At 34.7% G+C, this 21,285-nt stretch carries 29 protein-coding genes; 26 read left to right on the top strand and 3 right to left on the bottom strand.

Annotated features, from left to right (window positions below):
- The first annotated feature begins 208 nt into the window (after positions 1-208).
- The 9 genes from NSQ09_RS21825 (at position 209) to NSQ09_RS21785 (ending at position 3,909) form a co-directional block, all read left to right on the top strand.
- Complete coding sequence (locus NSQ09_RS21825) at positions 209-364, top strand: hypothetical protein (RefSeq protein WP_033880504.1); 156 nt, start codon at positions 209-211, stop codon at positions 362-364.
- 17 nt (positions 365-381) lie between these two features.
- Positions 382-675 (top strand): hypothetical protein, encoded by a 294-nt coding sequence (locus NSQ09_RS21820; RefSeq protein ID WP_033885274.1) that lies wholly within the window; start codon positions 382-384, stop codon positions 673-675.
- A gap of 142 nt (positions 676-817) precedes the next feature.
- Positions 818-1,162, top strand: a complete 345-nt coding sequence (locus tag NSQ09_RS21815; protein WP_042976089.1) for a hypothetical protein — start codon at positions 818-820, stop codon at positions 1,160-1,162.
- Positions 1,163-1,218: 56 nt separating this feature from the next.
- A complete protein-coding gene (locus NSQ09_RS21810; RefSeq protein WP_072692897.1) occupies positions 1,219-2,058 on the top strand; it encodes a thymidylate synthase in 840 nt (279 codons plus the stop codon).
- Positions 2,058-2,579, top strand: coding sequence for a dihydrofolate reductase (locus tag NSQ09_RS21805; protein ID WP_041336479.1), 522 nt, complete (start codon positions 2,058-2,060; stop codon positions 2,577-2,579). Before NSQ09_RS21810 ends, NSQ09_RS21805 begins: the two co-directional genes overlap by 1 nt.
- A gap of 124 nt (positions 2,580-2,703) precedes the next feature.
- On the top strand, positions 2,704-3,066 hold the full coding sequence (locus NSQ09_RS21800; protein WP_032721843.1) for a hypothetical protein: 363 nt from the start codon (positions 2,704-2,706) through the stop codon (positions 3,064-3,066).
- A 3-nt stretch (positions 3,067-3,069) separates the two neighbouring features.
- Complete coding sequence (locus NSQ09_RS21795) at positions 3,070-3,366, top strand: hypothetical protein (protein WP_032721845.1); 297 nt, start codon at positions 3,070-3,072, stop codon at positions 3,364-3,366.
- Positions 3,367-3,588 (top strand): hypothetical protein, encoded by a 222-nt coding sequence (locus tag NSQ09_RS21790; RefSeq protein WP_032721847.1) that lies wholly within the window; start codon positions 3,367-3,369, stop codon positions 3,586-3,588.
- Positions 3,589-3,624: 36 nt separating this feature from the next.
- Positions 3,625-3,909, top strand: a complete 285-nt coding sequence (locus tag NSQ09_RS21785) for a hypothetical protein (protein ID WP_033884587.1) — start codon at positions 3,625-3,627, stop codon at positions 3,907-3,909.
- A gap of 107 nt (positions 3,910-4,016) precedes the next feature.
- Here the strand turns inward: NSQ09_RS21785 and sspC are convergent, their stop codons facing one another.
- Positions 4,017-4,235: an acid-soluble spore protein SspC gene (gene sspC, locus NSQ09_RS21780; protein ID WP_009967454.1), complete on the bottom strand. Its 219-nt coding sequence runs from the start codon at positions 4,233-4,235 to the stop codon at positions 4,017-4,019.
- A 120-nt stretch (positions 4,236-4,355) separates the two neighbouring features.
- Here sspC and NSQ09_RS21775 point away from each other — a divergent pair, with 120 nt between their 5' ends.
- The 6 genes from NSQ09_RS21775 (at position 4,356) to sprB (ending at position 7,713) form a co-directional block, all read left to right on the top strand.
- On the top strand, positions 4,356-5,183 hold the full coding sequence (locus NSQ09_RS21775) for a metallophosphoesterase family protein (protein ID WP_061891166.1): 828 nt from the start codon (positions 4,356-4,358) through the stop codon (positions 5,181-5,183).
- Between the two features lie 186 nt (positions 5,184-5,369).
- Complete coding sequence (locus tag NSQ09_RS21770; RefSeq protein WP_341032656.1) at positions 5,370-5,675, top strand: hypothetical protein; 306 nt, start codon at positions 5,370-5,372, stop codon at positions 5,673-5,675.
- A gap of 38 nt (positions 5,676-5,713) precedes the next feature.
- Positions 5,714-5,875, top strand: a complete 162-nt coding sequence (locus tag NSQ09_RS21765) for a hypothetical protein (RefSeq protein WP_155118623.1) — start codon at positions 5,714-5,716, stop codon at positions 5,873-5,875.
- A 34-nt stretch (positions 5,876-5,909) separates the two neighbouring features.
- Positions 5,910-6,584, top strand: a complete 675-nt coding sequence (locus tag NSQ09_RS21760; protein ID WP_069322649.1) for a DUF559 domain-containing protein — start codon at positions 5,910-5,912, stop codon at positions 6,582-6,584.
- A 362-nt stretch (positions 6,585-6,946) separates the two neighbouring features.
- On the top strand, positions 6,947-7,534 hold the full coding sequence (locus tag NSQ09_RS21755) for a hypothetical protein (RefSeq protein WP_341032655.1): 588 nt from the start codon (positions 6,947-6,949) through the stop codon (positions 7,532-7,534).
- 2 nt (positions 7,535-7,536) lie between these two features.
- Complete coding sequence (gene sprB / locus NSQ09_RS21750; protein WP_181219375.1) at positions 7,537-7,713, top strand: recombination directionality factor SprB; 177 nt, start codon at positions 7,537-7,539, stop codon at positions 7,711-7,713.
- A 78-nt stretch (positions 7,714-7,791) separates the two neighbouring features.
- On the opposite strand, the gene sprA is transcribed toward sprB, so the two are convergent.
- On the bottom strand, positions 7,792-9,429 hold the full coding sequence (sprA, locus tag NSQ09_RS21745; RefSeq protein WP_017696910.1) for a serine-type integrase SprA: 1,638 nt from the start codon (positions 9,427-9,429) through the stop codon (positions 7,792-7,794).
- A 450-nt stretch (positions 9,430-9,879) separates the two neighbouring features.
- On the opposite strand from sprA, the gene NSQ09_RS21740 reads away from it, so the two are divergent.
- From NSQ09_RS21740 to NSQ09_RS21730, 3 genes are all read left to right on the top strand, one after another.
- Positions 9,880-10,293: an NUDIX hydrolase gene (locus tag NSQ09_RS21740; RefSeq protein WP_181219641.1), complete on the top strand. Its 414-nt coding sequence runs from the start codon at positions 9,880-9,882 to the stop codon at positions 10,291-10,293.
- A gap of 378 nt (positions 10,294-10,671) precedes the next feature.
- A complete protein-coding gene (locus NSQ09_RS21735) occupies positions 10,672-11,511 on the top strand; it encodes an SMI1/KNR4 family protein (protein ID WP_144461776.1) in 840 nt (279 codons plus the stop codon).
- A gap of 92 nt (positions 11,512-11,603) precedes the next feature.
- Positions 11,604-12,485, top strand: a complete 882-nt coding sequence (locus NSQ09_RS21730) for an HNH endonuclease (protein WP_041336404.1) — start codon at positions 11,604-11,606, stop codon at positions 12,483-12,485.
- A 76-nt stretch (positions 12,486-12,561) separates the two neighbouring features.
- On the opposite strand, the gene yokF is transcribed toward NSQ09_RS21730, so the two are convergent.
- Positions 12,562-13,452 (bottom strand): endonuclease YokF, encoded by an 891-nt coding sequence (gene yokF, locus NSQ09_RS21725; protein ID WP_041336406.1) that lies wholly within the window; start codon positions 13,450-13,452, stop codon positions 12,562-12,564.
- A gap of 181 nt (positions 13,453-13,633) precedes the next feature.
- Between yokF and NSQ09_RS21720 the strand changes: the two genes are divergently transcribed.
- The 8 genes from NSQ09_RS21720 to ltrA all read left to right on the top strand — a co-directional run bounded on the left by NSQ09_RS21720 (position 13,634) and on the right by ltrA (position 21,227).
- A complete protein-coding gene (locus NSQ09_RS21720; protein ID WP_041336407.1) occupies positions 13,634-13,885 on the top strand; it encodes a SunI/YnzG family protein in 252 nt (83 codons plus the stop codon).
- Between the two features lie 90 nt (positions 13,886-13,975).
- Entirely contained in the window at positions 13,976-14,509 is a 534-nt protein-coding gene (locus NSQ09_RS21715; protein ID WP_041336408.1) for an SMI1/KNR4 family protein, read from the top strand.
- A gap of 132 nt (positions 14,510-14,641) precedes the next feature.
- On the top strand, positions 14,642-16,444 hold the full coding sequence (gene yobL, locus NSQ09_RS21710; RefSeq protein WP_242304358.1) for an LXG family T7SS effector ribonuclease toxin YobL: 1,803 nt from the start codon (positions 14,642-14,644) through the stop codon (positions 16,442-16,444).
- A 9-nt stretch (positions 16,445-16,453) separates the two neighbouring features.
- The gene (gene yobK / locus NSQ09_RS21705) at positions 16,454-16,912 is read left to right on the top strand and encodes a type VII secretion system immunity protein YobK (protein WP_041336410.1); all 459 of its coding nucleotides are present in this window, start codon (positions 16,454-16,456) and stop codon (positions 16,910-16,912) included.
- 89 nt (positions 16,913-17,001) lie between these two features.
- Entirely contained in the window at positions 17,002-17,460 is a 459-nt protein-coding gene (locus tag NSQ09_RS21700) for a YrhA family protein (RefSeq protein ID WP_014479998.1), read from the top strand.
- A gap of 55 nt (positions 17,461-17,515) precedes the next feature.
- Entirely contained in the window at positions 17,516-18,070 is a 555-nt protein-coding gene (locus tag NSQ09_RS21695) for an SMI1/KNR4 family protein (protein WP_041336412.1), read from the top strand.
- A 59-nt stretch (positions 18,071-18,129) separates the two neighbouring features.
- A complete protein-coding gene (locus NSQ09_RS21690; protein ID WP_014479996.1) occupies positions 18,130-18,663 on the top strand; it encodes a GNAT family N-acetyltransferase in 534 nt (177 codons plus the stop codon).
- Positions 18,664-19,523: 860 nt separating this feature from the next.
- Entirely contained in the window at positions 19,524-21,227 is a 1,704-nt protein-coding gene (gene ltrA / locus NSQ09_RS21685) for a group II intron reverse transcriptase/maturase (RefSeq protein WP_065118570.1), read from the top strand.
- Positions 21,228-21,285 lie beyond the last annotated feature (58 nt).

Raw genomic sequence — 21,285 nt, 5'->3', positions numbered from 1 at the left:
ATTTTCTTGCCTCACCTAAAATAAAGAGCAATTCTATGAAATAATGAGCTAAGAGTAGTATGTGTCCAAAATTAGGGGGTTAACCCGGTTTCCTCATAACAAATATCAATTTAAATTAGAAAATAAAGAATACTTTTATCTAAAATCAATAAGGAGGAAAGAGAACATCAACAACAAAGAAAGAGCTTTACAAGCAAAATATGATGATATGCTTTATAGGAACGGTCTTTGCTTTGGATTTCTTCAGTTGCAAGGACTTGAAGATGAATTCATTGAACATATGAGACAAGTTGCTGAGTACGAGAAAGACCTGAGATACAAAAGTGCAGCAACTAATTTCTTAAAGATGATCGACCATAATTAAAATAGGCGGGTGATTAATTGTTAAAGGATAAAAATAAAATATTAAAGAGTATTGAAAAGATCAACAAACTTGAAGAAGGGTTGTCACTATTTGAAGAAGGTGACGAAGAATATTTAAGTGTATTAGTGAAAATTCAGGGGCTATATGATGAAATCTCAGATACTGCTTTAGAGTGTTTTAAAGAGATGACTACAAAAATCAGGAAAACTGGTCAGAAACGGATTGTAAAAGGGATTGATCAGTTACCACATGCAATTAAAGAAAGTATTGCTGATCAAGTGAATGGTCTTAAAGGGGAGCTATTTGAATAAAAGCAAATATGAATGGTGTTGAATTTGAGGGTGAGTAATAGCTAATCAAACACAAATATAAAATTAGGAGATGTTTATTATAACATATGTAACTTTATTTCTAGCAGCTTATCTAATTGCATTAAACATTAATGAGGTCAGATTGATTGTTCGAGGAGAAGGTAATGCGTATAGAAAAGTAAAGAATGTGGTCGATAATTCATCATTAGAAAATATGAAACGAAATAAGAATTTGATTTACCTGTTTACTTTGCTCAAGGGGATATCTTTCATTGTCCCTTTGGCTTATATCGGATTAATTATGCATGATAACATTCTAATGCTTGCTTGGACAGCAGTTTCACTTATTTATGTTGTCCTTAGTATGTTTAAAGTTTTAGATGTATTAGACGGTGAAAGAATCAAGCAAAACACATATTTTTACTTGTTATTTGTTTGTGGGAATTTTCTTTTTGTTGTATTTTATTTGGCAGATATATTCGTATAAAATATTTAATTAATGCTTTGCTTTTTCAAATACTATTTCCAAAAGGACTGAGAATCATGACTCAATTCGATAAACAATACAATTCAATTATAAAGGATATCATCAATAATGGAATCTCAGACGAAGAGTTTGATGTAAGAACCAAGTGGGAATCAGATGGAACATCTGCTCATACACTAAGCGTGATTAGTAAGCAAATGAGATTCGACAACTCAGAGGTTCCGATTTTAACGACAAAAAAGGTTGCCTGGAAAACAGCCATTAAAGAGTTGCTCTGGATTTGGCAGCTGAAATCTAATGATGTTAATGATTTAAACAAGATGAGCGTACATATTTGGGATCAATGGAAACAAGAAGACGGCACCATCGGACATGCATATGGATTTCAGTTGGGGAAGAAAAACAGAAGTCTAAATGGAGAAAAAGTGGATCAGGTAGACTATCTTCTTCATCAATTGAAGAACAATCCATCTTCACGCAGACACATTACAATGCTGTGGAATCCTGATGAATTAGACGCAATGGCCTTAACGCCATGTGTATACGAGACACAATGGTACGTTAAACATGGGAAACTCCACCTTGAGGTAAGAGCACGGAGCAATGATATGGCATTGGGAAATCCATTCAATGTATTCCAGTATAATGTGTTGCAGCGCATGATTGCTCAAGTGACTGGTTATGAGCTTGGTGAATATATCTTTAACATTGGGGATTGCCATGTGTACACACGTCATATAGACAATTTGAAAATTCAAATGGAAAGAGAACAGTTTGAAGCACCTGAACTATGGATCAATCCTGAAGTGAAAGATTTTTATAACTTTACCATTGATGATTTCAAGTTAATCAACTATAAACATGGGGACAAGCTTTTATTTGAGGTAGCAGTTTAATGCTATCTCTGATTGCTTGCTGTGATAAAAATCTGGCCATTGGATATCAAAACAAATTACTGAATCATTTGCCTGCTGACATGAAACACTTCAAAGGAAAAACTGAGGGGAAAATATGTATTCAAGGAAGATCAACATACGAATCAATTATCGGTATGACAGGTAAGCCTCTACAGAATAGGAGGAATATTATACTTACTAGGGATCAGAACTTTAAGCCAGATTATTCGTCCTTTGTTTATCATTCAATTGAGGAGGTTTTAAAACTCATTCAAGGGCAAGTTAACACTGATGAGGAAGTGATGGTGATAGGGGGAAGTATGATTTACAAAGCATTCTTGCCCTACGCTGATAAAGTGTATTTGACAATTGTTGACTCAGCGTCAAGAGAAGCAGATTCATATTTTCCTATGTTAGATGATCGTTGGAAATTGACTAATAAACTGCATAATAAAGCCGATGAAAAGAACAAATACAATTATTCCTTTCTAACTTTTGAAAATAAATATAGACAAAGTTAAAAAATATGTATAATATGATAATAAGATGGTGATGAGATAACAGTTTTTTATTTAAATTACAAAAACAAAAAATATACATTTTTATAAAACTAATATTTTATTCAAACTTTAAGGAGGTGATTCATTGGAGGCAGGAGACAAAATACATAACACCAACGAACAGATAAGAGTCTTAAAGGAAAAGAAATATCAAATTGAAACAACATTACTTGAAAAACAGAGGGATCTTTTAAGACTTGAAACTCAGCAAAACAAAGAGAAGCTTGAATTCTTATTCGAGTTAAGCGAAGTCTTAACCCAATTGGAAGATGAAGAATGGGTAAGCTGCACGATTGCTTTACGAATTATTAGAAGAAATAAAAGAAAATACTTATATCTTTTTGATTTTAATGATGACAAAGCATACATAAATAAGGATAAATTTAAAATTCTTCATGATGAATTCTTTGACCTGAAACAACAATTAAATGATATCTCAGGAGGCTGAAAAATGAAAAATGTGAGTCAAACGGTAATCAATAATGCGAATACGGTATTTGAAAAGAAGGACGATAAATATTTTGGTTATAAGTCTCGTTTTGGAGATATCGTTATTGGGGGAGCATATTCATATAGATTTGTAGTTCACTACGCAAAAACGAATCAAGATGTTGTTATTATTCCTGGCGATGTGAATACGGTAACGACTCCGGTCTGTACGACACTAGAGGAACGTTTATGGCGGCCGGAGAAAAGCACACAAATACGCCGCGATGAGATCGTTGAGCAGGCAAAGGAGGACGAATAAATGAAACCAGAAAATTTACGGATTATAAAGGGGCATGGATGGTACAAAAATTTTGTAGGCCATGTTTATGAAATAGTAGAAGAAGATTTTATACAAGAAGCATATTTGGTTAAAACTTGGTACACAACTGAAGACGACATAAGAATGAAATTGTGTGTAGTTTTTAAGGAAGACTGTGAAATTGAAATAAGTGAAAAAGTTGTCCAAGAAAGTGATTATTAAATAAAATCTGTATTTTATGGAGAGGAGTAACGAGCTATGGAGAAAATCAATGGCAGGTATAGGGTTAAAATACCTTGTCCAAAGGGAATTCCAGGGTGTGCGGTTTGTCATTATGTGTGGATAAACGAAGAAGTATATGATCAGATTCACGATTGTTATTATGATTATTATGATAAAAAACCAGACCCGACATCTGTAATTCATATACATAAACACCTGCCGAGAGATATTCATTTATTAGCAGAAGAATGGGGATGGAATGACACAGAGATCGGAGAAAAAATTTATAAATGGCTGAAAGAAGATTATTGCAGGCTTTAGATTGATAATCGAGGTATTTTTATGAGAGTTTCTGGATGAATACAGTAACATTAGTACAGGTTTAGAGAAGGAGTATAAAAAGAGAGGGGAATAATCCCCCTCATAAATTAATGAAATTGACCGCCCATGTTTTGTTGTGCTAAGCGAACTAAACGTTTAGTGATTTCTCCACCAACTGAACCGTTTGCGCGTGAAGTAGTTTCAGCACCTAATTGAACACCAAACTCAGAAGCTATTTCGAGTTTCATTTGTTCAATAGCTGAAGCTGCTTGAGGAATTAGTAAATCATTATTGTTGTTTGATCTTGATCTGCTTTGTTGAGCCATCTTATTCATCTCCTAAAGTGTAATGAAAACAAGCTTGTTTGAATCATATTATGGAGAGATTGTTTTAATTTATACACGCAAAGAAATAAATTTTTTCATTAAGAAAGGTGGGAGGACAAAATGAAAATTGACTATGTATCAGATCTCCATATAAATCATTGGATACCTTGGAATGTAAATCAGATTAAGTGGGAGAAGCGAACAAGAGAAATTGTAAATAGGTTAATCTCAAACGGTAATGGGGAGGTATTAGTCATTGCCGGTGATTTTACCGAATGGAATCAACAAACTTTATGGGTTTTAGATGAGGCAGCAAAGCAATACGAGAAGGTTTACTTTACATATGGTAATCATGATCTTTATTTACTTAGCAAGAGCCAAAAAAGGAAATACTCAGACTCGTTAGGCAGGTTGAATGATCTAATTCAAAAAGCTGCTGACATGAAAAATGTAACACCATTAATTAAGACAACTGAAACATACAAAGGAAAAGTCTTTGCAGGAGATGTAATGTGGTACCTTCCAAAAGGAATCGAAGGATGGGACTTCTTTAAAGGAGTATCTAATGACTCGAATTACATTTGTATTAATGGCTATAACAAAGAAGATGGGGTAAGAGCGATGTGGAAAGAATCAATGGATTGGTACGAAACGCTTGAAAACATCCAAGTTGATGTATTTGTTTCCCATGTTCCACCTGTTCACAATCCTTATTCCCCGTTTGAGCCTAATACATGTTATATGGTTGATGTACCGTTCATTAACTCAAAACATTGGATTTGTGGCCATGATCATTTACAAGCCGAGTTTGACAAAGATGAAACGAGCTTTCACATGAATTGTATCGGATACCCGTATGACTATGATAATTATCCGAGTGTCAATGTGATACCTGGTGAAGAAGTAGATTCATATAAAACGTTTGAACTTAAAACATTTGAGATTTAGATTCAATTATTTTGATTTTTTTACATTAAGGGGATGTTGAAATGAAAACAGATAATGAGATTGTCTATGGTGAACCATTATTAACAGGTGTTGAAGAAGATAGATGTTACGATAGCATTTTTGAAGATTATCTTTACGGCAACTAAATAAAATTCTAATTTTATACAGAAAAGGAGCACGATCAATATGAACAGTTATTGTTATAAGAGAAGTGAAAAATTCGAAGAACTTAGAAGTGTACTACGTCATTCTTTACCCAGTAGGACAATGTTAAACAATGTTTCAATCGGAGCAATTGAGATAAATGGAATGTTGATTATTTTGAAAAATCGTTATGACGTATATACTTCTCATAACGTCTCCTTCATTCATTACAATGAAAAGCATGACCCTAATTATCATTACAACGAATTAAAGGGAAGAGATGTAATATTCGATATTGAATTATTGAACAGAGCAGGAAGAGATGCGTTAATGGAGTTTTATTATTGATAAAATGTTGATTTTATCGGAAGGGAGAGAATTTAATAATGAGTACCCAAAGAGGGGCAAATACACCGGAGGAATTGGCTAAATCAATTCAGAAATTAGGAAGGGAAATGCAAGAATTTAGTGACTGCAGTAATGGTATTCGTGAAATTGTTATTACTCTAGATGAAGATAATGGTTCATTTACGATTACAACAGATTAATATTTGATTTCATTTACAAGAAGGGGGACAAGGGTTGAATAATTTTTTGCAGATTCTTAATCAAGTAAAAAAGATTAAAACTTTGCCGACAACAAAAGAATTAACTTTACATATGCTCAGTGATTATTATGAGGTGTCGGTTGAAACAATCAGGACAGTTGTAAAAAGAAATATGAAGGTTTTAAAACACTATGATGAATTAAGGTTAATTGAATCGAAAAATATGGAAATTGACTTACTTCTTCATTTAGGTAGATATAAAAAGGTGAGGAAACTCTCATTAGTTAACATAAACGGGGTTATCAGAATTGGGTTACTTTTAAAGGATAGTTTCATTGCAAGACAATTTCAGAAAAAAGTGCGTAATCTAAACTTGCCTAAAAGGCTTAGTGAAGTGGTGATTGGCAATTCAGAGTATAAAGCAAAAGAAAAGAAGTTAGGCTTGTTTATTAATACAGCTTTTAAAAATGTGTTTATCATAGAGCAGCAAGTGAAGTGTGGAGTTTACTATATTGATTATGTGATAGATAAAAAGGTTGCTATTGAATGTGATGAACATGGTCATAAATATTACTCAAAACATAAGGAATTGGAAAGAGAAGAATACATAAAAAGAAAAGGATATAAACTAATTAGATTCAATCCAGATAGTGAGGAATCGATTTTTAAACTGATCAACAGAGTATTTATGGAATGTCAAACTGCATAAAATCGGTCTTTTATTTAGGATAAAAATAAAATTAGTGGATAAGTTAAGGGGTTTATGAGCTGAAAAGTCCAACTAATAAGCCAAAGAGACCTAACACTATTGAAATGCAAAGAAAAGCCCAAATCAAAGCTGTTAAGGGATTGTTAAGTCCAATCCTTTCTTTCCATCCAATTTTAGTGGATTCATCAGTTTTATTCTTTGCTAATTGAATATATAAAAACACATTAAGGCAAAGTGAAATAACGAGCGCTGGAATTAAATAAAGGTTCATTTTGACCACCTTTCCAACATTCAAGACTAATACATGATCAATTTTAACATATCCATATTTTGCCTACAATATAGATTAGGAGAGTGATTGATTGGGAGCAAACAATCAAGGAAAAGTTTTTGAAGCGAATATTGAAAAATCAGCAGCAGATCAGAAGTTGTTCTTCTACCGGATTAAAGATGTTAATCCAATGTTCTTGAAAAGAGGGGCAGCAGTATCGAAAAACAAATATGACTGTTTCCTGCATTTTAACGGATACTTGTTCCCCTTTGAGCTAAAGTCTACAAAGAACAAGTCCATTTCCTTCAGCGAGAAGATCATAAAGCCGCAGCAGATTAAACACTTAAAAGAAGCAACACAATATCCAAACATAATCCCTGGTTTTCTGTTTCAATTTAGAGAGCCTGAGAATAAGGTTTATTTCGTACATATTGATGATTTCTTGAAATACAAAAGCATAGCCGAAAAACAGTTAGAACATACATATAATAATAAAGTTAACAAGTCCAGTATCCCGATTGCGATTTGTGAAGAGATTGGTACTGAAGTGCGCTGGATGAAAAAGAAAGTGAATTTTACATATTATTTAAACAAGCTTTGTGGTGAACTAATTAAGAAAGAACAGTCAAGAGACAAACCATTACATACATATAATACTCCTGTGAAAACGGGGGTGTAGCATTGGAACCTTACCAACGTTATGAGGAATTAAAGAAAAAAACCATAAAGGTAGTCCATAAAAAAAATTACAGCATTCGATATATAACTCAGGATGAAGCAAGTAATGACTTAGATGAGTTTTATAAACAATTTGCTCAACATTTATTAGAAGCTGCTCTGGAAAGGAATGCAGAGTAAGCTTCTTTTTTCGTTTGAATATGTAGTAAGTATCTTAATATACAGCTTTATCTGTTTTTTAAGATACTTACTACTTTATTAGTGAGAACTATTAGTGGCTGTGAGGTCAAAAATGAAATTAAACCTTAGGATAGGGGTTATTTCAAATTGAGCTGGTATAGGCCCTTTTCTTTTTTGTGTCATGTTAACAATAACATCTTTTAAGACCATCCTTAATAGCTCGTTCTTTTTCTCTGAGCTTGATTCAATGTGATACTGGTCAATTATTTTATTTATGTTGTTTCTCACTGTATTACTGTCTATTTCTGATTGGGTATCTTGTAATCCATTGAGCTCATTCTTCGCATTCTGGAGCTCTTTAAATTCTTCATCTAATGCAGCTTTTCTCTTCAAAAAAAGTTCATCACTGTAAATGCCACTTTCATATTTATCGAAGATGAAGTTCTCTTTGTTTTTTAGCTCTTTCTCTTTTTGTGAAAGGTGTTCAGACATTTGCTTTTTTGTTTTCATGTTACTGTTGTCGTCTTCGTATTTTGAAAGCATCGAATTGATGTGTTTTGTTAAAGTACTATCATTTAAGTCATTTAAGGAAGAGAGGTAATCCAGAATTGCATTTTCAACATCGTTATATCTCACATACGTACACTTATTTTTCTTACATGTGAGCGATTTAACGTGATAAACACTTTCAGTTCCATCTTTGTTTTTTCTCATGCGTTTAGATTCGTATTTAGATAAAGGCTCACCGCATTTTGAGCAAGTACAAACACCGGCCAGTTCACTTAATTCAAATTCATCTTTATTTGGCAAAAGGGGAACTTTGTTTGCGATTTTTACTTGTGATTGTTGAAATTGTTCTTGGTCAATTATAGGAGCATGCGCATCTTGTACTACAATTTGTTCTTTTTCAGGTCTGATTGTTCTCTTTCCGTCTTTTGTTTTTTCCCTAACCTTATATTTAACAGTTCCTATATAAACTTCATTTTGGAGAATTGCTTTGATTGTGTATTGATTCCAACGTTTTTTCCCTGACGGTGTGGGGATTTGTAAATTTGTTAGATGTGAAGCAATTGCTGTATAACTATAATCTTTTCCATTCAACCCATTTAGAAAGATGTTAAAAATTAATTGAACTACTTTTGCTTCATCCTCAACTGGATCTAGTTTAGACGTCTTTTTGTTTAATTGGTATCCATAAGGCGCCAGTCCAGATATCCATTTCCCCTGTGCTGCATAAGTGTATTTAGCGCCTGTCATACGCTCCCTAGTCATTTCAAATTCTTCTCTAGCCATAAATAATTCAAAACGAATCTGACGCATGTCTACAGGGTTTCTAGGGTCATAAACCTTATATGGTGTAATTATGATCAATCGTTTGCTCTGAAGAAGGTTAACAATCTGTCCTGCATCGCTATAACTCCCACGACTAAGTCTTGTTATTTCTTTAACTGCAATTGCCTGATATTTGCCTTCCTCAAGATCTTTAAGGCACTCTTTAAAAACAGGGCGCCCCTCAATGCTTTCTCCTGATCCAATTTCCATTTTTAATTCATAAGGGATCTCAATGGCCGTAAGTATTTTATTCATAAGTTCTTTTTGTTCTGTGAGTGTGTCTTCACCTGTTCTTTTTTCTCGTTCCATGTCCTGACGAGAACGTCTTAGATAGCCTAAAATATTTGTGATGTTGTAAGAATTGACAATGTTTTTTAATTCCAAAAATTTAGCACCTCTTTATTTGTGTTTAATGTCAAAACAGAAGTATCTGTAAAAACATTCTATCTAACATTGAATACGAAAACAACAAAATAATTTGAAAGATTTGTATTCTTTGAATGCTGATACATATCTCGTTTTAGATTTAGGTATATGTGCTGTTTGTATTGATCATCTAGCAGATGGATTCGTAGGAACCTGCTGAGCTAATAGTGCTGATGCAAGGGGAGAGATGCAAAGCCTAATTCTGTACATGGTGGAGATTTTGCCTAAAGCGAGGGAATCCCCTGATGATTCGGGGGAAAAGGGGTTTAGATTTTAATAATGATTTTTTGTTGGGGTCTATTTATGTTTGATGATAAAGAAATAGCTGTTAGATAAGCCTTATATCCTTTATATTAAATATAAAGAAACCCGGCATACCATTATAATTTATTTAAAAAGGGGATTATCATGGAAGAAGTCAAAGTTGTATATGCACTGATTAAAAATGAGCTCAATCAGATATTAATGGTAGATAATCATGAGGGGCATTGGTCACTTCCAGGTGGAAGAGTTGAACTTGATGAAAATCTAATAGAAGCTGTTATCCGTGAAGTATATGAAGAAACAGGGCTAGAAGTTGAAATAGGAAATATATTAGCTATTAATGAAGCGAAATTTATAAAGAGGAATCATCACGCTATATTTTTTACATTTGAAGCAAACGTTATAGGAGGAACAGAAGTAATTAAAAATGCTCAAGAAATATTGAAAATAGAATGGGTTGACATAGAACAAGCAAGTCAACGAATGCCTTATTACCCCGAAGGGATTAATAACCTTATGAAAGGAAATGCGCTGTATAACAATCAAGGAACAATATGAAATAAAGATTGTAATATAATAGCATATCCTAAATTTCTCACAAGAGACGGTGTTGCATGTTAGGTGTGTCTTGGAATTTAAGTTTTAATATACATAGTTATAAGAAGCTGATCTAAATAAAATTCCCATTTTATTTAAACCTAAAAGCTGCTTGAATACACCCTAAATTTAAAGTATCCTATATATGTATCATAGTTGGTATATCAGCCACTATAGGCCAGAGAGTTCCCTCACATACTCTCTGGCTTTTTTTCTAAGAAAAGCCTCAAGTGAAAAACATCGCCGTCTGTTTATTTTCCAGCAATAGAATGAAACTTTCCGAATTTAAAAGCGTATATGTCTTGGAGAAACATTACATAGCCCATAGGAGGGAATACTATGAGTGAGATTTGGGAGAACAGTGAATATGATCCTTTTAGGTTAAAAGATATCAGTGAAGATGAAATAAAAAAGGTTGAAAAAAAGTTAAACTTAACTTTGCCTGAACAATATAAAAAATTGATCATTCAACAAAATGGTGGATTGATTAATTTTAATGCGTTCCCAACAGATCAGGAAACATCTTGGGCTGACGACCACATTGAAGTTGATCATATAAGAGGAATAGGAAAAGATTTAGGTATATTAGAGAGTGAATACCTAATAAAAGAGTGGGGTCTACCACAAAGATTATTGTTAATACAAGGGGATGGACACAATTGGGTTGCATTAGATTATCGCCTAACTAATGAAAATCCACCTGTTCATTACTTTGACCTTGAATTAAATAATGACTTTAAGATTGCAGATTCATTTGATGAATTTTTATCAAAGTTATACACACATGAATATGAAGAAGATCAAGAAGACGAAAATTTAGACTTTGATGAAATTCGTAGCATTGATCCAAATGATCCAGATGCTATTCAGAAGGAAGAAGTTGAAAAAATTCTTACTAATAAGAACCCTATGGAGATTCATAGGATTTCTCTTTTTCCAATCCAAAGTGTTGAAGACCTAGAATGGTTGCTGAACATTATTAAACATAATTCCTTAGGGGCACGAGGTGACATGGCTTTTGAATTGGCTGACGTATTGATGTCAGTTGTTTCATCATACTCACACCAAATAAAGTCGAATAATTTAAAATCTGTCGTACAAGAAGCTGCTCAAGAGTTAGGAAAGTCTAAAAACGAAGATGCTGAGATTATACTAGATCAACTTAAAGACTTTTTGTAAAATAAGTATTGTTTTCCTCTTTTTGTTTATTTTTAACATCATTTGTACTAGAATGGAAGTGTGTTAAAAATCCTAAAGAAAAGAGGGAATTAATGAAAAGCTATCAAAAGATTTTGAGTGTCGTTTTGAGTTTGCTTCTGCTGCTAACTTTTGTATTGCCGAACTTTGCTGAAGCGCAGTCAATTGAACAGCCGGTTCAACCTGGAACAGAAGTTCAAGGATCAGAAGAGAATCCGGTTGATTCCGAGTATGAAGAGTATGAGGATGACTTTAACTACGAAGAGGATACATACGAAGATTACTCTGATGTTTCGGAAGATTCGTATTATGATAATTTAGCAGATGCCCCTGCCTATGAAGACGAGAATTTATTAGAAGATGGAGCTGCTGAAGAGGAAATCATTAAAGACGAAAATGTTCCTGATAGTGAATTTGAAGAAAATGTTGTGACTCCGACTGAAAGCGCCACTGAACCAGAAACTGACGATGTAGGTGAGGATGAATCTTATCATGCTCAATGGGTTTGGTTAATTCCGCCTGCAATTGCTGTAGTTAGTCGTGTCGGTGGTAAGCTTTTAGTCAAACAAACGTTAAAGTCAACTACGAAGAAAATTGCAGTCAGAAATGGTAAGCTCGCAGGAAAGAAACACCCTAAGACTGGAGTGAAATTTAATTCTAAAGGTTTTCCTGTTTTCGCATCTAAATACAATTACAATCTCCCTATGAGTCTAATTAAATCTTCAAATGGTACTCAGTTTAAAAATGCAAACGCCTCTTTGAAGAAGGCAATTAATACTTGGGAGCATGCGAAAAAATTCAATAAGTATCAGATTCAAGATATTAAAAATGGGAAAACTCCACGAGGGTATATATGGCACCATCACGAAAATACAGGCAGATTGCAATTAGTAAATAGAACTATACATGAAAAAACCGGACATACAGGTGGTAAATCTATCTGGGGTTCTCTATAAATCATTCCTCTCCTCTATTTAGAGGAGGGGTTTTTATATCACATGCTAAAAAAAGAAAGCCACAAAGGGCTTTCAATTAGCGTTCACATGCATAGTTGTCATGATCCCTGTCCATCTTAGATCGGTAAGCAGGGTGAGAGCTAGGCACTCCATTCGGATATTTCTTTCTTAACTCTGTGCAATTTTTAAATGTTTCTGTTTCTCCAGTTGTCTCTGAAGAAGCTTCTTTCTCAGTTGTAGTCGAAGTTTCACTTGATGCCTTTGGAGTAGTAGGCTGTTTAGCTGCCGGTTTAGATGTTGTTGCTTTTTTAACTGCAGTGGTTTTCTCTTTCACACAGCCATTAAATCCTCGGTCGGTCACATATCCATTCTTGCTCCAGATTGAAAGCTTCTCTGATTTTGCTTCCTGCTCGTCTTTCTTAAATTGGTCTATGTATTTGGTGTTTGGCTCATATACATATGCTACTCTGGCCAATCCTTCTTTTAGCAATGTTTCCTGAACAGATTTGCCATCCACATAAACATAAGCTAATAGTCTTCCGTATTTATCTCTGCGGTCACCTTTATCAAATTCAAGCTGCAGTTTACCACTGTTGACCAATTCTTTGTTCCGTTTAGATGCATCCTCACCGTATGGTTGAACACAAGAATTTGGTTTCTTAGTTTCAGGTGTATCAATGAGCAAGTAGCGGACTGTGTCTACATTTCCATTGTAGCTTACTTTAATTGTGTCACCATCAACAGCTCTGTCTAATGTCACATCGACCAATTCCTTTTTGTCTTTCTCTTTAGATTTGTTAGTAGTTTTTTCTTTAGTAGCTTCCTTTTGTTCTGTTTTCTTTTCTACATCTGTAGACGCTTGTGGTGTTTCTTTTTCTGTGCTTACTTTTTCAGAATCATTTGAACTGCAGGCTGCCAAAGATAAGCTCAAAGTGAATGCCGCAAAACCTAATAATACTTTCTTCAACTTCATTTCCCCTTTTAGAATGTTTGTTCTCTATTTATATCGGTAAACCATCAATAATTATAATCCTGTATCCAATTATTGTGAATTTAATTTTTCCTTAATATCATCGCATTTCTCTTTAAAACTTCCAGGCACATGTTAAAATTTCACTGAATTCATAGTCAAAAGGGGAATGTTTTTTATGCTTGGAATCAACGTTGAAAAATCAAATGAAAACTTAACTATCAATTGGCAGCTATCCAAAATTGAAATTCCAATCAAAGAAATCAATGATGTATTTCTTGATCCAAACTATGGGGGAGAGGAAAAAAGTGCAGTAAGGATTGGATTTCCTTATGGCTCTACGGATAGGGTAGTGATTAAAACAGCAAATAACACTTACATTTTGTTCACCACTAATGCTGCTTCTATTATGAGTAAAATTGTTTCCTAATACCAATAAATGTCCTATTAGTAATGTAATGCTTTCCTTATACTGTATGACATGGCGAAATCTAGATTATTGTTGATAGGGGGATGGGATATGGAAGAAGGCAAACTTATTCATTTGACACTTGCTGGTATTAAAGAAGCTGTTTCTAAGTATGGCACTTTTCCAATGATTCAACCAGGTGGTTTCGTATTAGAAGATGCCACATTTGAATTTAATGAACCTGCAACAGAAGACGAAATTAGAAAATTAGAATCACATTTCAATGTAAGTTTACCCAAAGATTATAAGGAGTTCCTAGCTCTACATAATGGATTGGAGTTACTTGATGGAATCGAAATTCTCAGTATTGAAGATGTTATGAAATATAATGAAACAGAAGACCTACCAGAAAAGTGTTTTTTGATTGGATATCATTTTGATGGAAGGTATGTTATAGATTCAAATAGATATGAAAAAGGGAACTTAGATTACCTATTTTATTTGGATTCAATTGAACATTTTGATGAAGCGGTGGATTTAAAAGCCAATTTTGAAATTTGGTTTGATCGACTTTTAAGTTCGAACGGAAATAAGTACTGGGAAGTTGAAAGAGATGCTAAAGCTTACTATAAGAACATAAATTAAAGATGCATCCAAAGATTTTTTAGGTTTCACATGTTAATCATTAAAGGCAGTCATATTTGGCTGTCTTTTTCTGTTATTGAAATAGTTGATTGTGGTAAAATTTACATAGAGTAAGAATGGAAGGAGAATGATATGAAGGTTTTTGAAGCTGATTCACTACTCTCTGAAGCGGATAAAAGAACCAAAGAGTATAAGGAACTAAGGTCGCAAATGGTGAAGCTCAAAAAAGCGTTTAAAGCTGTAGCTGACCTAGACGACAGCGAGTTTTCAGGTAAGGGTGCAGACAACATTAAAGCATTTTATCATGATCATGTCGGTGTTACTGATCAATGGATTGATTTAATTGACATGAAGATTGCTTTCTTAAGCAGCATGTCTGCAAAACTTGAAGATGCTAAGATGTCTGATGCTTACATAGAAGAATCCTTTTTAGAACACGAGTTGGCTAACGCCTATACAAAATCAAAATCCATTATGTCTGAACAGAAAAAAGCAATGAAAGACATATTAAACGACATCAATGATATTCTTCCCCTTGAAATATTTTCAACAGAAGACTTCAAAGACAAACTTTCTTCTGCAGATGACAAACGTGAAAAAACAATCGATAAGCTAAACAAGCTTGATGAGGATTTAAAAACAGAATACGCTGAAACAGAGCCTAACGAACAGTTCATCCAGCAAGATTTTAAAAAGCTGCAGGAATCAACAGGCAAAGGGAAGAACGCCACTCCGATTCACTATAACGCCAAAGCGTATAGAGAAAGTGACATACATAAGAAAAAAGGCGACATAGAGAAGCATTCTGAAGCTTACTTAAGCGTGAAGAAAGAAGAAGCAAAGGACCGTGAAATCAAGGAATTAAAGAAAAAACTTAATGACGGTGTCTCTGACCCTGTTGAATATTTAGAGATTGCTAAGAAAGTAGGGTACGAGAATCTGGAGCCAGCTCAAGTGCAGCTTGCAGTGCAAATTGAACAAGCGAAGCAGCTAGAAGGAGCAGGAGAAATCACCTGGGATATCGTAAAAGGTGTAGGAGTAGGCTTATATGATGTTGGTAAAGACACTGTAACCGGCATATGGGATTTCATCACCGATCCAGGAGAAACACTATCAGCACTGGGAAATGCAGTTATTCATCCAGTGAAAACTTACGATACCATTTCAGCAGCAATAGAAGAGTCATATCAAAAGGATATGGTGAATGGAGATGCCTATTCTAGATCAAGATGGGTAACGTATGCTGTTGGTTCAGTGGCTGTAGCTGTTTTTGGAACCAAAGGTGCAGGAGCCATTAACAAAGCAGATGCAGCGGGCAAGGTCATAAACAAAGCAAGTCAGGTAGGGAAGAAAATAAAAGACGTCAAGATTCCAGATTTGCTGCCTTATAATCCTAAGTACGACTTTGCTATGGCAGGGGGTGTGCCATACAATGTGGTTGATAGCCAAAGCCTTAAGAATGAACTTTTGACTAATGCGAAGAAAATACCAGATGGAACAAGAAAACCGTTTACTGGCCAAAAGATAAGTCCCCCATGGCTAAATAAAGAAAAGTATGAAGCGTATGAAATAAAGGGGAAGGTAAAGGCGAAGGGGAAAGTTAAAGATGTAAGTCGAAGAGTGTATACTATGAAAGATATAGATATTAATCAAAAAACAGAATTCGGCGTTACAAATCTTCAGCTAATGAAAAACGGGAATGCCCCTTATGCAAAAGATGGCACACAGATTAATCTACATCACTTGATTCAAGAAGAACCTGGCCCAATGCTTGAAATCCCGAACAGTTTACATACAAAATATAGTGATGTCATTCATAAGCTTAAGTCTGATGGTGAAAGTTTTAGAAATGATAAGGTTTTAAAAGCACAATACGAGAGCTTCAGAAAGAGATATTGGAAGTGGAGAGCGAAACAATTTGAGAATGGAAATTGAGGTGTTTAAATGATTTATTCGAAGGTTGAAAACTTTATTAATGAAAATAAACAAAATGCTATATTTACAGATGGCGCAAGTCATGAAAACATTGGTCGCATTGAAGAAAACCTCCAATGCGATCTCCCCAACAGTTATAAATGGTTTTTAGAAAAATACGGTGCTGGTGGTTTATTCGGCGTTTTAGTTTTAGGCTACAACTTTGATCATGCATCAGTTGTAAATAGAACTAATGAATATAAAGAACACTATGGCCTTACTGATGGACTTGTGGTTATTGAAGATGTTGATTACTTTGCTTACTGTCTAGATACAAATAAAATGAAAGACGGAGAATGCCCTGTAGTTGAATGGGATAGGGTAATTGGTTATCAAGATACTGTTGCAGACAGCTTTATTGAATTTTTTTATAATAAGATTCAGGAAGCGAAAGATGACTGGGATGAGGATGAAGACTGGGACGATTAAGCAAAAGTATTGCAATTGATGATTAAGCTCTTGCTAAGAGACTTTTCTTCGATTACGAGTTGGCGTAGTAATAAATTAGGGGCAGTATTATGTGGGTAAATTTATTAGAAGAAATTCGAAAAACTGAAGCAAAGTATGGAGATGAATTAAATTCTCCTGTTACAGACCAAGAAATAAGAAATTTTGAAGAAGCGGTATTAGGTAAGTTCCCTGTAAATGAAATTCCTTCAGGATATAAAAAATTCCTTCAAACTGTAAACGGATTAGATTTTAATGGCTTGGTAATCTATGGATTGGATCAAGAATTACTGAGAGAAGAAAATGATGAAGAAGTTTATGGTTTTATTGAAACAAATGAACAGTGGCACGAAAATGATGAGCAGAAAAAATATCTGTTTTTTGGTGACTCAGATACAGCTTGGTATTGTTTAGATGTAATTCAGAATGAATACTTAGAGCTTGATAAACCCTCTGGAACACTGATGAACAAATTTAATGATTTTAACGCCATGCTAGCTGATGCATTGAAAGTTAGTTTAGACAATTAAACAAAAGTATTGCAATTGTTCATTGCTAAAGATGTGCAATGCGGAGGGGATTAATATGAGCTTCAATAATGTCAAACAAAAGTTGAAAGAGTTTTTAATTGATGCAAAAACAGATCCCAGAATCAATAAAAATGAACAACCCAAAGAAATTGAAATGAACATAGGAAAACAATTACCTTCTGATTATAAGGACTTTTTGAAGGAATATGGCGGCTGTTATTTAGAAAGTAAAAAAACATCAGATGAGATTGAGTATGACGTTTGCTATAAACCTATAGAGAAAGATCCTTGGATGGGCAAGGGCGATGATACACAATTGTTAGAAGGTTTTTATGGTTTAGCGAACGATCATGACAGTCTTCAGAAAGCAATCGATACATATTCTGATCGCTTTCCTAGAAATATTATTCCTATCGCAAGCTCTGCAGGCGGGAATGAAATATGCATGGATATCGATAATGGAAAGATATTGTTTTGGGATCATGAATTAAGTCATCCCGACAAAGACTTTTTCTTAATTGCCAATTCGTTTGAGGAGTTTGTCTTCAGTTTAGTTGATGAACCAATTGAAGCTGATAAAGAAGATGATGGAATTCTGTATATTGAATAAGATGATGACTTACTAAGCAGTTAAGAAAGCGTATGGAAATAACTGGAGGGAAAGTTAAAATGGCAGTTAGTTATTGGACAGGGGAGAATCTTATACTGCGAGCAATTCAACCTGAAGATATCGTTATATTTGATTCGTTAGATGATGAAATTCTGCGAAATATGGACTCGCTACATTTTCCTCGTTCAGCTAATAACATGAGAGAATGGGTAGAAGAACAATTAGAAAAAGATGAATTCCGTTTTATTGCAGTTGATAGTGATAATAATATAGTAGGTATAATTGAAACCTTTGACTGTGATAGGAAAAATGGTACCTTCGGTTATTATTTGGCTGTATTCGAGCCATATAGGGGAAAAGGATTTGCCAAAGAAATGATCTTGATGGTTCTTCGCTTTTTCTTTTTGGAACTTGCTTATCAAAAAGTAAATACAACTGTTTATTCTTTTAATAATCCATCCATACGATTACATGAAAAATTAGGTTTCATGAAAGAGGGACAACTAAGAAAGATCATTTTCACTAAAGGTGCTTATTATGATGGTTTTTGCTTTGGAATGACAAGAGAAGAATTTGAACTGAATCATGGATAATATCACTTGTGCATCGATAAAGTACTGGATTCCAATAAAATAATGGTTTTATCCACCAAGCAATAGTATTGCAAATACCATTTTTATATGGTTATAATTAGGTTAATGATACAATTATATAATTATTTTTTGCATTTTGTTTAATGAAATGCATAAAATAAAAAAGACCAGGGTGCTACCAACACCCCGGATCTGTACAAAAAGCTGCCCATCAAAGGGCTTGCTCATTGGTTCTTAGTTGAGATAGACCATTCCCTGAACTTTCTGAGGGCTCAAGGGAGGTCTATTTTTTGTGCGACAAGAAGTCGCTTGGTAATAGTGCAAACGCTATCCCAGTCGTAAGGGATATTCCCACTCGAAACAGCCTTTTGAGTAATCGAAAGGTTGGTTGCATGAGAGAAAGCCTAAGACGTAGGTGAACGCACACTGAAGTCGGGCGAGGGAAAGATAGGCATGGTAAACGAAAGTGAATTTCTATAATCTTCGTCAGACCTAGCAAATGAAATGCGTTGATACATTTGTCGAATAGTCAGGAAATGTGTATTAAAAAAGACACAGTGATACGACCCACAGAACTATCGGAGTAAAGGAAATACCTAACCTTATCGTATCTATTACAAGTGGAACTTGGTAAGCCCCACTCGCTCTCCAATACAGGAGTAGGACAACTGCAAAGAAGTCACAATGCGGAGGGGGTAAAGGATTGCGGAGTAAGCAAAAGCCATCAGGGCGAAAGCCTAGGGGAAAACATAACTCGATGGATAGTACCTATGGTATGACGTGAAAGCGTGCAGAATTCCGCATGGTCTTCAACACGAGAAAAAACGGAAAGTAGAACTCTAAAAAAGAGAGGTTAAGATATGAACACTTATCAAAAACATAAGTCAGCGTCTTCCTCTCTACATATTACCAATTGGGAATCAATCAATTGGAAAAACATCAATAAATATGTCAAGAGACTACGCCAACGGATTTTTCGTGCCGAACAGTTAGGTCAAAAACGGAAAGTTAAACGACTTCAACGACTAATGATAAGAAGTAAAGCCAATTTGCTACTATCAATTAAAAGAATCACACAAATAAACAAAGGGAAACGCACCGCAGGTGTAGATGGATACAAAGTTCTGTCACCTAAAGAAAGAATAAAGCTATACAATACAATGTGTAGACAGACAATACGACATCACAAAGTCAAACCTGCTAGACGTACGTATATTCCAAAAAAGAATGGCAAGTTAAGACCTCTTGGAATACCGACGATAAAAGATCGAATCTACCAAAATATCATTAAAAATGCCTTGGAGCCTCAATGGGAATCGCGATTCGAAGCCACTTCTTACGGGTTTAGGCCTAAAAGAAGCACCATAGACGCAATCGAGAATCTGTTTACCAAATTGAATTCGAGGAGCAACAAAACTTGGATTTTTGAAGGAGACTTCAAAGGTTGTTTCGATAATTTAAATCACCAGTATATCTTAGAGTGCATTCAAGACTTCCCAAACAAAAATGTGATTTATAAATGGCTTAAAGCTGGGTATGTCAATAATGACACATTCCACGAAACTGAGACAGGTACACCACAAGGTGGAATCGTCTCACCTCTCCTAGCTAATATAGCCTTACATGGGATGGAAAAGGAGATCGGGATAGAATACAAAGGTATTCATATTAAACGAGGATCTAATGCGCTAGTTAGGTATGCCGATGACTTCGTCATCCTTTGCAAAACAAGAGATGAAGCTGAAAACATGTATACATTACTAGCCCCTTATCTCAAGAAAAGAGGGCTTGAATTAGCCGAGGATAAAACGAAAGTCACCCACATAACTGAAGGGTTCGACTTTCTGGGCTTCAATCTCAGACAATATAAAGTAAGGAATAGAGGCAGGGACGAAAAAAGACTTCTAATCAAACCGTCCAATGCCAGTATTAAAAAGACCAAGCAGACTATAAATGACATTTTTAAAACTTACTTAGGTAGACCTGTAAGAGAGCTTATTTATAAACTTAATCCCGTCATTAGAGGAGCTGCAAATTACTGGTCAAGCCAAGTCGCTAGTCAAACCTTTAGCATAATGGATCATCATGTATTCAATAAGACGGTTAAATTCCTTAAACGAATGCACAGTGGAAAGTCGTGGGGATGGATTAGGAAGCAATATTTCAGACCTGATCACACTGGCGTAAGTAAAGATAAATGGATATTAACCGACCCAAATGATACTACGAAACAAGTTAAGAAATTCAGATGGGTACCAATCAAACGACACCTGATGGTGAAATTCAAAAACAGTCCAGATGATCCTACGCTAAAAGAATACTGGAAAAAACGGGATGAGAAAGAGTTCTTGCGATTCAACACTTTAAGTAAGCAAAAGTTGGCAAAAAAGACAAAATTCAAATGTGAACTATGTAAACAATCATTAGTTGGCGAAGAATCACTTGAGGTAGACCACATCATACCTAAGTATCTTGGTGGAAAGGATGAGTACAAGAATCTAAGGCTTATACATACATCCTGCCACATACAAAGACATCAAAAGGAAATGAACTGTCTTGGATAATGGAAGGCTTGAGCCGTATGTCTTGAAAGAGACAAGTACGGTTCTTAGGGGAGAAGGG

Source organism: Bacillus sp. FSL W8-1202 (assembly GCF_038006165.1).
GTDB lineage: Bacteria > Bacillota > Bacilli > Bacillales > Bacillaceae > Bacillus > Bacillus subtilis.
Note: the sequence above shows the minus strand (reverse complement) of the source record. Positions and strands in the feature narration are given on the sequence as shown.